This is a genomic window from Christensenellaceae bacterium 44-20 (assembly GCA_041223705.1).
Taxonomy (GTDB): Bacteria; Bacillota; Clostridia; order Christensenellales; family Christensenellaceae; genus QANA01.
Genome location: JBCLQU010000001.1, coordinates 1,177,854 through 1,190,006, shown reverse-complemented (window position 1 = coordinate 1,190,006; position 12,153 = coordinate 1,177,854). Strand labels below are relative to the sequence as shown.

17 protein-coding genes and 1 riboswitch are annotated in these 12,153 nt (G+C 51.4%); of the genes, 9 read left to right on the top strand and 8 right to left on the bottom strand.

Annotated elements, in window-relative coordinates; all coding sequences use genetic code 11:
• Nucleotides 1-67: 67 nt before the first annotated feature.
• Nucleotides 68-174: riboswitch (TPP riboswitch) on the bottom strand.
• A 37-nt stretch (nt 175-211) separates the two neighbouring features.
• Nucleotides 212-973, bottom strand: a complete 762-nt coding sequence (locus AALG83_06245; protein MEY8382754.1) for a class I SAM-dependent methyltransferase — start codon at nt 971-973, stop codon at nt 212-214.
• Nucleotides 974-986: 13 nt separating this feature from the next.
• A complete protein-coding gene (locus tag AALG83_06240; GenBank protein MEY8382753.1) occupies nt 987-1,847 on the bottom strand; it encodes an aminoglycoside 6-adenylyltransferase in 861 nt (286 codons plus the stop codon).
• 119 nt (nt 1,848-1,966) lie between these two features.
• Here AALG83_06240 and AALG83_06235 point away from each other — a divergent pair, with 119 nt between their 5' ends.
• Nucleotides 1,967-2,374: a MerR family transcriptional regulator gene (locus AALG83_06235; GenBank protein MEY8382752.1), complete on the top strand. Its 408-nt coding sequence runs from the start codon at nt 1,967-1,969 to the stop codon at nt 2,372-2,374.
• A 26-nt stretch (nt 2,375-2,400) separates the two neighbouring features.
• Here the strand turns inward: AALG83_06235 and AALG83_06230 are convergent, their stop codons facing one another.
• The 3 genes from AALG83_06230 to AALG83_06220 all read right to left on the bottom strand — a co-directional run bounded on the left by AALG83_06230 (nt 2,401) and on the right by AALG83_06220 (nt 5,183).
• A complete protein-coding gene (locus AALG83_06230; protein ID MEY8382751.1) occupies nt 2,401-2,850 on the bottom strand; it encodes a hypothetical protein in 450 nt (149 codons plus the stop codon).
• A 128-nt stretch (nt 2,851-2,978) separates the two neighbouring features.
• On the bottom strand, nt 2,979-3,512 hold the full coding sequence (locus AALG83_06225) for a VanZ family protein (GenBank protein MEY8382750.1): 534 nt from the start codon (nt 3,510-3,512) through the stop codon (nt 2,979-2,981).
• A gap of 291 nt (nt 3,513-3,803) precedes the next feature.
• A complete protein-coding gene (locus AALG83_06220) occupies nt 3,804-5,183 on the bottom strand; it encodes a TrpB-like pyridoxal phosphate-dependent enzyme (GenBank protein MEY8382749.1) in 1,380 nt (459 codons plus the stop codon).
• 451 nt (nt 5,184-5,634) lie between these two features.
• On the opposite strand from AALG83_06220, the gene AALG83_06215 reads away from it, so the two are divergent.
• Nucleotides 5,635-6,357 (top strand): MerR family transcriptional regulator, encoded by a 723-nt coding sequence (locus AALG83_06215; GenBank protein ID MEY8382748.1) that lies wholly within the window; start codon nt 5,635-5,637, stop codon nt 6,355-6,357.
• A gap of 286 nt (nt 6,358-6,643) precedes the next feature.
• Nucleotides 6,644-7,537, top strand: coding sequence for a hypothetical protein (locus AALG83_06210; GenBank protein MEY8382747.1), 894 nt, complete (start codon nt 6,644-6,646; stop codon nt 7,535-7,537).
• 128 nt (nt 7,538-7,665) lie between these two features.
• On the opposite strand, the gene AALG83_06205 is transcribed toward AALG83_06210, so the two are convergent.
• The 3 genes from AALG83_06205 to AALG83_06195 all read right to left on the bottom strand — a co-directional run bounded on the left by AALG83_06205 (nt 7,666) and on the right by AALG83_06195 (nt 9,407).
• Nucleotides 7,666-7,938, bottom strand: coding sequence for a helix-turn-helix domain-containing protein (locus AALG83_06205; GenBank protein ID MEY8382746.1), 273 nt, complete (start codon nt 7,936-7,938; stop codon nt 7,666-7,668).
• Nucleotides 7,939-8,166: 228 nt separating this feature from the next.
• Nucleotides 8,167-8,832: a hypothetical protein gene (locus tag AALG83_06200; GenBank protein MEY8382745.1), complete on the bottom strand. Its 666-nt coding sequence runs from the start codon at nt 8,830-8,832 to the stop codon at nt 8,167-8,169.
• Nucleotides 8,833-8,963: 131 nt separating this feature from the next.
• Nucleotides 8,964-9,407, bottom strand: a complete 444-nt coding sequence (locus AALG83_06195) for a helix-turn-helix domain-containing protein (GenBank protein ID MEY8382744.1) — start codon at nt 9,405-9,407, stop codon at nt 8,964-8,966.
• Between the two features lie 259 nt (nt 9,408-9,666).
• On the opposite strand from AALG83_06195, the gene AALG83_06190 reads away from it, so the two are divergent.
• The 6 genes from AALG83_06190 (at nt 9,667) to AALG83_06165 (ending at nt 12,015) form a co-directional block, all read left to right on the top strand.
• Nucleotides 9,667-9,864, top strand: a complete 198-nt coding sequence (locus AALG83_06190) for a helix-turn-helix transcriptional regulator (protein MEY8382743.1) — start codon at nt 9,667-9,669, stop codon at nt 9,862-9,864.
• Nucleotides 9,865-9,886: 22 nt separating this feature from the next.
• Nucleotides 9,887-10,024: a hypothetical protein gene (locus tag AALG83_06185; protein MEY8382742.1), complete on the top strand. Its 138-nt coding sequence runs from the start codon at nt 9,887-9,889 to the stop codon at nt 10,022-10,024.
• A gap of 91 nt (nt 10,025-10,115) precedes the next feature.
• The gene (locus AALG83_06180; protein ID MEY8382741.1) at nt 10,116-10,625 is read left to right on the top strand and encodes a hypothetical protein; all 510 of its coding nucleotides are present in this window, start codon (nt 10,116-10,118) and stop codon (nt 10,623-10,625) included.
• Complete coding sequence (locus AALG83_06175) at nt 10,622-10,765, top strand: hypothetical protein (GenBank protein MEY8382740.1); 144 nt, start codon at nt 10,622-10,624, stop codon at nt 10,763-10,765. The genes AALG83_06180 and AALG83_06175 overlap by 4 nt, the downstream gene beginning before the upstream one ends.
• A gap of 55 nt (nt 10,766-10,820) precedes the next feature.
• Complete coding sequence (locus AALG83_06170) at nt 10,821-11,591, top strand: DUF6291 domain-containing protein (GenBank protein ID MEY8382739.1); 771 nt, start codon at nt 10,821-10,823, stop codon at nt 11,589-11,591.
• A 16-nt stretch (nt 11,592-11,607) separates the two neighbouring features.
• On the top strand, nt 11,608-12,015 hold the full coding sequence (locus AALG83_06165; protein ID MEY8382738.1) for a DUF1492 domain-containing protein: 408 nt from the start codon (nt 11,608-11,610) through the stop codon (nt 12,013-12,015).
• Nucleotides 12,016-12,153: the final 138 nt, after the last annotated feature.

Here is a 12,153-nt window from a genome sequence, read left to right as displayed (position 1 = left end):
CATCCGGGGCGCAAAAAAGCGTGCTCCGCTTGCAGCAGCCCTTTGCATGGGCAGGCAGGAGAAACACGCCAAAGATTCCTCTTTTCCCTACGTTGGCATTATCCAAATCAGGTTTCAGGGTCGAAGCGGCGCCTTCCTCTCAGCCTGCCTGTGCAAGCTCCCCTTTTTCTTGTTCTTTTATTATACGGCCTTTTTCCTCTTTTGGCAAGGGCTATGCCGGCCGCCCGAGAAAACTGCGCGTCCGCATGGGGAAGCGCAGGATGCCGTCCTGGCTTTCTTCCTCAAAAATCCGGCGAAGCGCTTCCACTAGCGCGGGGTACTGCGCATCCTGCTCTTTTGGCGCATAGGAAGAACTGAGCATTCTGCCCAGAAAGGCATCCCAGTCGTAGAAAAGGTCGTTTGGAAACTGCCGGTATCCCATTTTCCGATCCAGGAAAAATGGCTCAAGCGCATCCGGAGCCACCGAGCTGCCGCCGGAAAAACCATGAAACCCCGGGCAATAGCGGGAAAATACCTCTGCGCATCTCTGCGTCAGCGCGCATTCCGGCGCCCAGATGTTCCAAACCAGCGCCACCAGCCCGCCCGGCCGCAAGATGCGCCGGCATTCGGCGGCGAATTTTTCCCGATCAAACCAGTGAAAAGCCTGAGCCGCGGTAACCAGGCCGACGCTGCCCGGTGGGAGCGTCGTCTGTTCTGCGCTGCCCGAAACCCAGCGCAGCCCGGGCGTATCGCCCAGATGCTCCCGGCCCTGGCGGCGCATATCCTCTCCCGGCTCAACGGCAAAAACCGAAAACCCGCAGCCCAAAAGCTGGCGGGTAAAAATGCCCGTTCCGGCGCCGATATCCGCGATGGCGTCTTCCGGCTCCAGCCTGGCCTTCTGGAAGAGGTAATCAAAATACTCCGCTGGATAGGAAGGGCGGTATTGCCCGTATAATGCTGCTTTGCCGTCAAAACGGAGGGTATTGTCCTGCATGGTTTTTCTCCTTTTACGATCTCGGCGGGTAGGCCTCGAAAAGCCGCTGGAGGTATTGCCGCACGCCCTCCTCTTCCTCTGGCGGCGCAAAGCCCAGCCGCCCGGCCACAAAGCGCGAAGCTTCGGAAAAGAGCGCACACATGGTAAACAGCGCATCCCAGCAGGCCGCCTCGCCGTCCTGCCGGCTGGCAGAGAGCAAAAGCGCGCTGGTCTCTTCCTCTAAATAATAAGGAAGGTTTTGATAGCATTTGCCCACGCTCAGGGAAAAATCCGTCTGAATGCCGACCTGCCATGAGAGCATGCGCAAAAGCTCTTCCCGCAGGCACTGGTTCAGATGCCAGATGGCGTAGTGAATTTTCCTGCGGCAAAGACCCTTGGCAACATAGGTGCTGACCCACCAAAACTCGTTGCAGCAGCCCTCATACCGATCCGCTGAGGGCTTCTTGATGTGATACATCGCGTCACTGGGTGCGGGCAGAGCCGGGAAAAGGCCGTCTTTATCCAGCAGAATTTTGGTCAGTGTGTCTGCCTTGCAGTAGCGCTCTGTGTCCGAGAGGGGAATGAGCATCAGATCGATGCGGTTCTCATCCTCAAACAGCATCAGATAGGTGTACCATCCGCCCAGCTCGGGCGGAAACAGCCGGCCGTCCTCGGGCGTCTGCATGATGATGCGCGGCCCGAAATAGTCCACCCAGGCAGGATCTGCCAAAAAGGACTCCATCTCCCGGACGAAGTAGACGACGTCGTAATCCTGAAAGCGATCCGGGGTGATATTCCCGTCCAGCCGCGAGCCGTTCATGGCCACAGCCCGGATGCGGTCGTCCGTTTGGGCGAAATTTAAAATCAAATCCATCATCTGTTTTTTCGTGCGCATAGCATCGCTCCCCTCTGGCTTTTCTACTAGTATAGCATAGCTTGCCCGTTTGCGCAGGGAGTAGTATAATAAATAACAGCAAAAAAGCCATGCAGTAAAGTGAAAAAGAGGTTTTATCTATGGAATATACCATTCGCCAGGTTTCCGAGCTGACGGGGCTAAGCGCCTCCACGCTCCGTTTTTATGAAAAAGAGCAGCTCTTCCCGCCCGTCAAGAGAAACGAGGCGGGCGTGCGGGTTTATCAGGAGCAGGATTTGGAGCGAATCTCGCTGATCACCTGCCTGAAAAATACAGATATGTCCATCCGGGATATCAAGGAGTTCGTGGCGCTCTGCGCAGAGGGAGACGGTACGCTGGAAAACCGCCGGCAGATGATGCGGCGGCATAAGCAGGCTGTGGAACAGCGCATCGCAGAACTGCAGGGGTATCTGCAGCGGATCAACTACAAGGTGAATTACTACGAGCAGGCCTGCCAGGAGGGAACCGAGGCGCGGCTCAAAAAGAAGTGTCAGAAAAAAGCAATATAAAAAAGAGGCATTTGCCTCTTTTTTCTTTACCAATACAGCGTGGGGTTTGGCCGGTGCGGCAGGGGATGCGGGTTGGCCTCGCAAAAATCCACAATGCCTTCCAAGACGATGTCGTAGAGATCGTTATCGTGATGGGCAAAGGCGGGGCGGCCCTTATGCAGGGCGAGAAATTCCTGTTCGCCGAGCTCGCCGCGGTTATACTGCGCCGCCAGCGTGCCATAGCGCTTGATGGCCGCCAGGGCGCGGGAGATGCGGAAAAGCTTAAAATAGGAGCTGCTCCGCGCGGCCTTCAGCGTCTGCAGGATGAAATCGCAGAAATAGGCATAGTCCTCGTCGAAATTGATGTTGTCGTTTTCCTGCGCCTCGGTGCGCAGAGCCTCTATTTCCCGCAAAAGCTCGCCCTGCACTGTCGCGGCCTGGCCGCTTTCGGGCACATATGTCTCCCAAAGCTCGTTAGCTTTTTTGATATAGTCCATGATGCCTTCTCCCTAAAAGCGCGTCGGTTTGGCGGCCCAAAGGCGGCCCCCAGCTAAAATTTTAGCAAGCTTTGGGAGATTTGTCGATAAAAAGATATTTTTTTCGCTCTGCATGCCGTTTTGCCGCGCTATGCCCTCTTTCTGGCCAGCCGGCCGGCCAGCAGAAACAGAGCGTATCCAGCCAGAGAGCCGAACAGAGCAAAGAGCAGGCTGTCGATATCAAACACCCGGTACCAGAGGACGAGCTGCATCAGCTCTCTGGCCAGGCAGACGCACAAAGATGCGCCCACCGCCTTATGCCATTTTTTCAGCTCCGGGAAGACCCAGGGCAAAAGAGCGCCCATGGGGACGAAGAAGAAAATGTTAAAAAAGAGAATGTACTTAGGCACCTCACTGCTGGAGCACAAAGAACTGTAGATGCTTTGAAATGGGACGAAGTTATTTTCTCTGCCGAATGAGCTGGGAAGAAGCGACCAGATGACAAAGGCGGAAAAATAGAACAAAAGAAGAAACTGGCCGATTTTTGCGCTGATTTTTATTCCGGCGAAGCGCTTTGGCAAAAAGAGCAAAAGAGCCGCATATAGGGTTATGGCAACAAGAATGCTTATACCGCCAAGCACCAGCACATTTTTAAGAAATCCTGCAATTTCATTTAAATACATAGGGTGATACATAAAATGGCCTCCTTATTCATTTTTCTCCTAGGATAATGAAACAATTCCACATAATCCTAAAAATACATTTATTATTTAGGTGAAAAGTGATGTTTAAATATTGTAACAAGAATGGATGCAACTGAGGCAATGCTATTTTCGCAGGCGCTCTATGCATTAAAAAACTTGGTGATTTTGGGGATATGCAGTGGGCAGGGCGCTCTTTGAGCCATTGCGCGAATGCAAAAAAGAGAAATCAAAAAAGAGCGGCAATTTTGCCGCTCTTTTTGTCTTGCCTGGCTACTGGATGCCCGGAATCGATGGAATTCCCGCAAAGCCTTTCTGGAGGTCCTCCTCTGTGGGGATATAGTCGCTCATCCGCTTCTCGTTGTATGCGGTGTAGGCGGCCAAATCGAAGTATCCTGTGCCCGTCAGGCCAAAGAGGATGGTCTTGGCCTCGCCGCTCTCCCGGCAGCGGATGGCCTCATCGATGGCGGCGCGGATGGCGTGGGAGCTTTCGGGCGCGGGCAGAATGCCCTCCACCCGGGCAAACTGCGTTGCCGCCTCAAAGACCTGCGTCTGCTCCACAGCCCGGGCCTCATCCAGATACCCGTCGTGGTAGAGCTGGGAGAGAATGGGGCTCATGCCGTGATAGCGCAGGCCGCCCGCGTGGTTGGCCGAGGGGATGAACGAGGAGCCCAGCGTATACATCTTGGCCAGCGGGGTAACCCTGCCGGTATCGCAAAAATCGTAGGCGAATTTGCCCCGGGTCAGCGATGGGCAGGAGGCCGGCTCAACCGCGATAAAGTGCGGGCTGCGCCTGCCCGCCAGGCGGTCTGCGATGAAAGGCGCCATCAGTCCGCCGAGGTTGGAGCCGCCGCCGGCGCAGCCGATGAGGATATCCGGATATTCGTCGATTTTTTCCATGGCGGCCTTGGCCTCCTGGCCGATGATGGTCTGATGCAGCAGCACCTGGTTGAGCACGCTGCCCAGCACATATTTATAGCCCTCCGTCGAGACGGCGACTTCCACAGCCTCAGAGATGGCTGTGCCCAGGCTGCCCGTAGAGCCGGGGAATTTCTCGTTGATCTCCCGGCCGACTCTTGTCGTCATGGAAGGGGAGGGGATGACGCTGGCGCCGTATGTCTCGATGAGCGCCTTGCGGTGAGGCTTTTGCTCCGCGCTGACTTTGACCATATATACCTTGCAGTCCAGGCCAAAATACCCGGTGGCCATGGCCAGCGCCGTGCCCCACTGCCCGGCGCCCGTCTCGGTGGTAACGCCCGCGAGCCCCTGCTTTTTGGCATAGTATGCCTGAGCGATGGCGCTGTTGAGCTTATGGCTGCCCGAGGTGTTGCCGCCCTCGTATTTATAGTAAATCCTGGCCGGGGTCTGCAGCTCTTTTTCCAGCCGGTAAGCCCGCATGAGCGGGGAGGGGCGGTACATCTTGTAAAATTCCCGCACTTCTTCCGGGATTTCGATAAAGCGGTCTTCTGTGTTCAGCTCCTGCTTTGCCAGCTCCTCGCAGAATACCGGGGTGAGGTCCGAGACGGTAACAGGCTTGCCAGTGGCCGGGTTTAGAATGGGGCAGCAATCCGTCTGCATATCTGCCCGCACGTTATACCAGTATCTGGGAAGCTCCTGTTCGGAAAGCTGAATTTTGTAGGGTACTTTTGCCATTTTCTATTTCCTCCTTTTGCTTTTTGGGGAAACGCTCTTTTTACTGCACCGCACACCCGGCGGCAATAAAAAAACTCTCATCCCCCAACAGAATTGTTGCAGGGACAAGAGCATTCACTCCTGCGGTGCCACCCAGCTTGGCGCAAACGCGCCCTCTCACGCATACCATCATATGCAGGCCCTTGGTAACGGAGCGCCGCGCCCGTCTCGCCTAATCGAAGCTCTTTCGGCTCGCCCTCAGGAGACCATTCGCTTTCGCTTCCTGCGCCGCGGTTACACCCTCCGCAGCTCTCTTTGCCAGGCCGGGCGAAGCTACTTCCTCTCCCTCTTCGGTTTGTTTTATTCAGTCTAACACCCGGGAGGGCGAATGTCAACAGCATTGCCCGGGAAATTTTGCTTGACACTCACGCTGCGTCATGCCCTAAAATGAGAAGCAAGGAGGGAAAGCGCAATGCGAAGTGTCAAAGAAGTGAGCGAACTAGCGGGGGTCAGCGTGCGCACGCTGCATTACTATGATGCCATTGGCCTGTTAAAGCCCTCAAAGACCACAGAAGCGGGCTACCGCCTTTACGACGATGCCGCGCTGTGCCGTCTGCGCAGTATTCTGCTTTTCCGGGAACTGCAGTTTCCGCTCAGGGAAATCCGCGCCATGCTGGATCACCCGGCCTTTTCCCCAAAAGAGGCGCTGGAGCAGCAAATTGCACTGCTGGAGAAAAAGAAAAACCGTATTGATGCGCTGATTTCCCTCGCCAAAAAAATTCAGACAGAAGGAGAGAGTATCATGGAATTTGATATTTTTCGGCAGGACGATTTCCATCAGTATGCGGAGGAAGTCAAGGAAAGATGGGGCGCGACGAGCGCCTGCCGCGAGTATGAGCAAAAGCGGAGGGAGGGGAAGGATATGCAAAGCGCGGCCAGCGGCCTGATGGATTTATTCGCGCAGCTCGGCGCACTGCGGCATCTCCCGCCCGCCGGGGAAGAGGCGCAGGAGAAAATTCGGGCGTTGCAGGCCTTCATCTCGGAGCACTTCTATACCTGCACAAAACAAATTTTGAGCGGATTAGGCGAGCTTTATGCCGGCGATGCGCGCATGAAGCGCAATATCGATGATGCGGGCGGCGAGGGCACGGCTGAATTTGCCCGACAGGCCATTGCGGCATACTGCGCAAAGTAGCTTCATGCTTGGCAGGAAGATGCGAGGCAAATGAGAAAAAGGGCGGGGACACGTGTTCCTGCTCTTTTTATGTGTAAGCGCTGTGCCGATTCCTCCTTCTCAAGCAGATGGCAGTTTCTGCAAGGCAATGGGCCTCTCTGCCAGGGCCAAATGAAGCCAGGGCAATAAAGGATCTCCAGCCATGGCAGATGTATCACTTATATACAAGAAATAATGGCATAAAAACAATAGTAGAAAATTGACGAAAAATGTTATGATAATAGAAATAGGTTAGGAGGAAGGTTGGATGAAGAAATTTTTAAGTTTGTTATTGGCTGTGATGCTGTGCTGCGCCGTATTCGTATCTTGCGGCAAGGCAGAGCAGGAGCCAGAGGCGTCGCCTGAGCCGTCGGTTGAGGTGGCGGCATCGCCCAGTCCGACGCCAGAGCCGCGCACGGAAGTGGGAATTCCGGAAGAACTGAAGTTCTGTGAAGAGCCGCTATATTATGGCATGACCATTGAGGAAATCCGGGAAATCTTTGGCCAGGAAGAAAGATCATATGAACACAATTTTCATGGAAACCATCATACTTACTATATTTATAAAAATGCTCAGTGTAAGGGACGGCAAGTAGAATTAGAGTTTCGGATTTTTAATTATGATGGATTGGTACTTCCCAAATCCTATGGACTAGATGCAGTAGTTATTCGATGGTCAGATGTTTCTGAAGAACAGGTAAAATATGTGAATGAAGAAATCAGACCTTTAATGGAAAAACTATATGGGGAGCCAGATTCAGTTAAAGACGATGGGAAATCGATATTTAGACTCTTTTGGAAAGCAGAAGGACATGACGGAGTTGATATAATGGCAAAATTAGCTGATGGCCCAGAGATTAAAATTGAATCTCAACTTGTACGGTCTTGGGATTCGATTGGTTTAAAGGACGAAGCGGCGATGTATAAAGAAAGCGGGAAGCAAGGGGTAACACTTGAGAATTTGAATCGTTTGAAAGAAGGAATGAGCTTTGATCAAGCAGAAGTCTTGCTGGGCACATACACAGCAAAAGGAGATAGATATACGGCAGGAGGCTCGACGTATGCCACATTTATCTGGGAAGATGATGGAGTATGGGATGCGCAAATAGAAATAAAATTCTGTGATGGAGAAATCTATTCCATCTATTCAAAAGGGCTTTAATAAAAGACAATGAACTATGAGTGCTTTTTTGTTTTCCCAAGACAGTTACTGAGCACCTAAAATGGGTGAAATGGAGAATAAAAGGAATATCAATATAAAGAATAGAAAGAATAAAAAATCTTCGTTTTCTACTCATAATCCCCAGATAGGAGATCTGCCAGCAGGTCAAAATTTGACGATGCGCCTGGCACGCCTTCCAAAAGCCGGGCCGCGGAAACATCGAGTGCTTTTGCAATTTTCTCCAAAGTGCCGAACTCCAGATTCCCATCGCCGTGTTCGGCGGCGCGGAGCGTCTTGGGATCGATGCCGGCCTTTGTGGCCAAGGCAAGCTCGGAGAGCCCGGTTTTCCCGCGGAGCATAGAGATGTTTTGGGCGGCAATTTTCTGATAGGTGTTTTCCATAATTTTCTCCTAAAAAATACAATTCTAGAAAATTATGGAATCTATAAACTTGACCAAGCAATGGAATATAGAAATACTTTTGTGACAGAAAATTGGCGAATGACAGATATAAGCCCTTTGATTGGGGAAATACTTTCCATCTGTAAAGAGAGATATGGAGCTTATGTTTAAAGACTTGTGATCGCACTTCTTTTCTAAAAAGGCCTCTGCATAGCAGAGGCCTTTTTATTATGGTTTGCAGACGGCGCAAGGTTCTTTTCCAAGCATCTCGGCCTCTTTTCTCGTAAGTTCCTGCGTATTCGTCTTGTTTTGCACATAGACGCAATCCAGCTTGTGGTACTTAGCGCCAGAAGGAGTGATGGCGACGATATCGCTGGGGCTTTCATCGAGTTGTATTCCTTTAGCATGCGAGGATGCGGGAACGGCATCCCCTGTCCTGGGGTGAATGATGCCGGGAATGTGCAAGACGAGAGATACGCTCAGAGCTAGGGTTGCGGCAAATGCAAATATTTGACTTTTATTAAAATGCGATCTCAATAGATAAGAGGCGAATTGATTCGCCTCGGCCTCGTTTTCCGGGGTCAGTGCATCGAAGTCGTGTTTCAATACGATGTGGGCGACTTCATGCAGATAGGGGTGCACTTTGTTTTTGGCAGTCCGATCAATAAAGATAATGCGCGGGCCTTTTACTGCAAAGGCCTTGTTTCTGATCGCTATTCCACGCAGCCCATGTGATTCCAGCAGCTTGTCTCCTGCTCCGCCATCATTAAAATACGCGGTTTCCCAACCGCGCATTGTTTTCATATAGTTGATCGATGAGTCCAGTAAAGTACGTTTTGTCGTAACCGCAGCACGAAAAGCGGCGGCTTCCTTTTTTGCAAACTGATCCAGCATAGTGTTTAGCACCTCCAAAAATATTTTACATATATTGTCAGATTATCCTTTTTGTGACAATATACAACAAAATATTACTTACACCTGGAAGCGCAAAATCCTTGTAATATTCGCTGGATTTGGTAAATTCGCTATTCTGTTTGATTCATATCATCTTTGTTCAGCGGAATGGTGCCGTGCTCACCGCCGTATGCCGCATAAGAGCCGATATACTCCACTTCCCTTGCATATTCATCCAAAGCTTTAAGCGAAGTCATGAAATTCAGGGCCTTTTCTTTATTTTCATCGTTGAGCTCGGAATACATTTGAGCGATTTTTAAGGCCTCTTTTTCCAACATTGGAATGGGAGCGGCCACATCCTGCACCGCGCGCCCCAGAAGATAGTCGATAGAGCAGCCAAGATAGTCGGCGATTTGGTCGATCTTATTCATATAAGACCGAGTAACGCCATTTCGCCATTCGCTGATCGCATTTTTGCTATACCCTAAATCATTTAAAAAGGTTATCTTTGTAATTTGCTTTTGATTCAATAGATCTTCTAGGCGGGTTGTGAAGTCCATTTCAACATTCTCCATAAATATTATTGATGTTTTTGACAAATATCCATAAATATTATTGACATCAATAAAAATTATGGATATAATTGAACCAAGGTAAGAAACTTGCTTAAGTAATTATAACAAAGAAGCTGAACAAGAACAATGAGCAGGCGGGGAAAACGCTGACGGGAGCGGCCCTTTGCACTGCGGTAATGCCAAATCCGGTCTTAGGCAGCTATGGATTTAGACTTCTTTGGGGATGCAAAAGCGATATGGTCATGAGGGGGAATAGACTATGGGAATAGGCGAAAGAATCGCAAAACTGAGAAAATGGGCGAACTTGACGCAAAAGCAGCTTGCCGAGATGGTGGGAGTCTCCAGCGGCATGATTGCCCAGATTGAACGGGGAACAAAAACCGTCTCTCTGCAGCTGGGCAAGCTGATTGCGCGGGCGCTGGGGGTCGGTATTTTAGAAATTATCGGCAGGGATTAGCCGGGAGGGGCAGAGAAGGGAAATGAGAGTTTTAATCGGAGTAGAAAGCGGCCGCAGGATGACGCTGGGATATGCGCAGGCACTGCGGGAAGCGGGCTGTTATTTAGAGCTGGATTGCGATGGCAATGTCTGGGTGTACTGTGAGAGAAAAACAGGGTAGAAAGGGCCGCTCAGGGGAAGCCCAAAGCATAGAAACCGGTATCCCAAAGAGACGCTTTAGGGATGCCGCAAAAAAGCAAAGGAGGCAAGCTGTGCAAGATAGCAAAACAAGAGAGGAACAGGCTGGGCTGGCGCAGGCACAGACACAAGCGCTGTATGAGCGCGATGCAAAGATAATCGTTCTGCTGCTTTGCCTGATAGAGCAGGGGACTGCCCCGGCATTGCTGGAATTAGAGCGATATGTGCTGGAGGAAATCACCAGGGAAAGATCGCGCAGGGATGTTGAAGACTACCGCAAAGAAAACACTAGGTTTATAAACGCCGAAAAACACATTTTACCCTATATTGGGACAGGCCGGGAAAATGCGGCGCAGCGGATGTTTTTGCAGCGGACGGCTGGTGTGAACGATAGGGCCATGAGAGAGGGAATTGCTCTTCTGCGAAAGGAATATCCCATTCTCAACTTGCAGGACGGCCAGGGCTACTATTTAAGCTACGATCCAAGGGAGCTGATGCGGTATAGAAACCAGGAGATGAGCCGCATACGAAGCGCGTTTTCGGCATTGCGGGGTGTGGACAAGGCCCTGGAGGACAGAAGATGAGCAAAGAAGAACTTTTGGAGCTCATCGCGCGGCTGGAGCAGGAGCGACTTGAGCTGGCCCGGAGGGCAGAGAACGCAGAGAAGAGGGAAAAAGCCTGGTATGACTTATGGCGTGAAAATAGAGCGGCAGACAAAGTATAGCCCTGGCAGGCGCTTTTAAAGTGTAAGCGGGAGAGCGCAGGCGGCGGGGAAAGCAATGCACAAAATTTTAAGGCAGGAAGGGAAGGATTCACAAGCGATGGAGCGGGAGATGACGCAATGCAGCTATGTATTTTACGGCAGTTTTTATGAGGCGCTGAAAGAAGTGGATCAGGAGACGCGCCTTTTAGTCTACGACGCCATCAACGAATATGCGCTGTTCGCAATCGAACCGCAGCTCTCCGGCACGGCCAGCGCCCTTTTCAAGCTCATGCGCCCGCAGATCGACGCCAACCGGAAAAAGCGCGAGAGCGGCAAAATTGGCGGGAGCAAAAGCGGGGCCAAAAAGCAAAGCGCAAGTGGATTGCAAGCAAAGGGCAAGCAAAGCGCAGCTAATGTAAATGCTAATGCAGATGAAAATGGAAATGAAAATGATGATCTTATATCCGCGGCCAAGACGCCAAGCCGGCGAACAGTCATTACCCTTTTGCTCAATAATGAGTCCAGCTACCCTGTTTCTCAGGAGGAGATGAAACGGTGGGAAGAGCTGTATCCGGCGGTAGATATCATGCAGGAACTGCGGAAAATGGCAGGATGGCTGGAAGCAAATCCCGCCCGAAGAAAAACGGCGCGGGGCATCAAGCCGTTTATTGTCGGCTGGCTTTCCAGGGAGCAGGATAAGGGAAGGCCCGCAGGAAAGAACGAAAAAAGATCCGGGAAAACAGACGAGAGGGAGTATGCGCCAGGGGAACTGGATGCCAAAATCCACGATCCGATTGCGGAGATTCTGGCGCGGCAGGAAAAAGAGCAGAAAGCAGAGGGAAGCTAGGGGGAAGAAGACGCAAATGGGGAAAGACAAGGTGAGCAAAAGAGAGCTGTCGCAGCTTTACTATCTGAGCCGGGAAGTTGAGCAGGATAGAAAGAGGCTGGAGGAATTGGAGGCGGCTGCGCAGGGAAGCACACAGCAGATAACCGGGATGCCAAGGGCAGCAAATCTAAGCGATAAGGTAGGGAAATATGCGGCGGAGATCGCGGATCTCAGGGGTGTGATTGAGCACAAAGTTCAGCGATGCTGGCGTGAGCTGAAGAGCCTCAACCGCTACATCGCGTCGGTGGAAGATAGCCAAATGCGCCAGATCCTCACTCTGCGGTATATCAACCATATGACTTGGCAGCAGGTGGCAAGCGCAATGGGCAATTACAATACTGCCGACAATTTAAGAATGCAGCATAACAAATTTTTGAGCAAATAGGTTTTTCGTTTTTTTCGGTTAGGATATGGTATATTGGTATTGTAGAAAATGAGGGAATGGAAGACTTCCGAATTTCAAGGGAGGCCAGAAGTGCCTAGAGCATGAAAGATAGCTCCTATTGTTTTGGGAGCGCCTGGA

Bases quoted from the DNA above. Each gene is read 5' to 3' on its own strand.
- AALG83_06225 (MEY8382750.1), bottom strand. From the start codon at position 3,512: ATGTATTTAAATGAAATTGCAGGATTTCTTAAAAATGTGCTGGTGCTT.
- AALG83_06205 (MEY8382746.1), bottom strand. From the start codon at position 7,938: ATGGAAAACACCTATCAGAAAATTGCCGCCCAAAACATCTCTATGCTC.
- AALG83_06215 (MEY8382748.1), top strand. From the start codon at position 5,635: ATGCGAAGTGTCAAAGAAGTGAGCGAACTAGCGGGGGTCAGCGTGCGC.
- AALG83_06210 (MEY8382747.1), top strand. From the start codon at position 6,644: ATGAAGAAATTTTTAAGTTTGTTATTGGCTGTGATGCTGTGCTGCGCC.
- AALG83_06165 (MEY8382738.1), top strand. From the start codon at position 11,608: ATGGGGAAAGACAAGGTGAGCAAAAGAGAGCTGTCGCAGCTTTACTAT.
- AALG83_06220 (MEY8382749.1), bottom strand. From the start codon at position 5,183: ATGGCAAAAGTACCCTACAAAATTCAGCTTTCCGAACAGGAGCTTCCC.
- AALG83_06200 (MEY8382745.1), bottom strand. From the start codon at position 8,832: ATGCTGGATCAGTTTGCAAAAAAGGAAGCCGCCGCTTTTCGTGCTGCG.
- AALG83_06195 (MEY8382744.1), bottom strand. From the start codon at position 9,407: ATGGAGAATGTTGAAATGGACTTCACAACCCGCCTAGAAGATCTATTG.
- AALG83_06185 (MEY8382742.1), top strand. From the start codon at position 9,887: ATGAGAGTTTTAATCGGAGTAGAAAGCGGCCGCAGGATGACGCTGGGA.
- AALG83_06190 (MEY8382743.1), top strand. From the start codon at position 9,667: ATGGGAATAGGCGAAAGAATCGCAAAACTGAGAAAATGGGCGAACTTG.
- AALG83_06170 (MEY8382739.1), top strand. From the start codon at position 10,821: ATGCACAAAATTTTAAGGCAGGAAGGGAAGGATTCACAAGCGATGGAG.
- AALG83_06230 (MEY8382751.1), bottom strand. From the start codon at position 2,850: ATGGACTATATCAAAAAAGCTAACGAGCTTTGGGAGACATATGTGCCC.
- AALG83_06240 (MEY8382753.1), bottom strand. From the start codon at position 1,847: ATGCGCACGAAAAAACAGATGATGGATTTGATTTTAAATTTCGCCCAA.
- AALG83_06175 (MEY8382740.1), top strand. From the start codon at position 10,622: ATGAGCAAAGAAGAACTTTTGGAGCTCATCGCGCGGCTGGAGCAGGAG.
- AALG83_06245 (MEY8382754.1), bottom strand. From the start codon at position 973: ATGCAGGACAATACCCTCCGTTTTGACGGCAAAGCAGCATTATACGGG.
- AALG83_06235 (MEY8382752.1), top strand. From the start codon at position 1,967: ATGGAATATACCATTCGCCAGGTTTCCGAGCTGACGGGGCTAAGCGCC.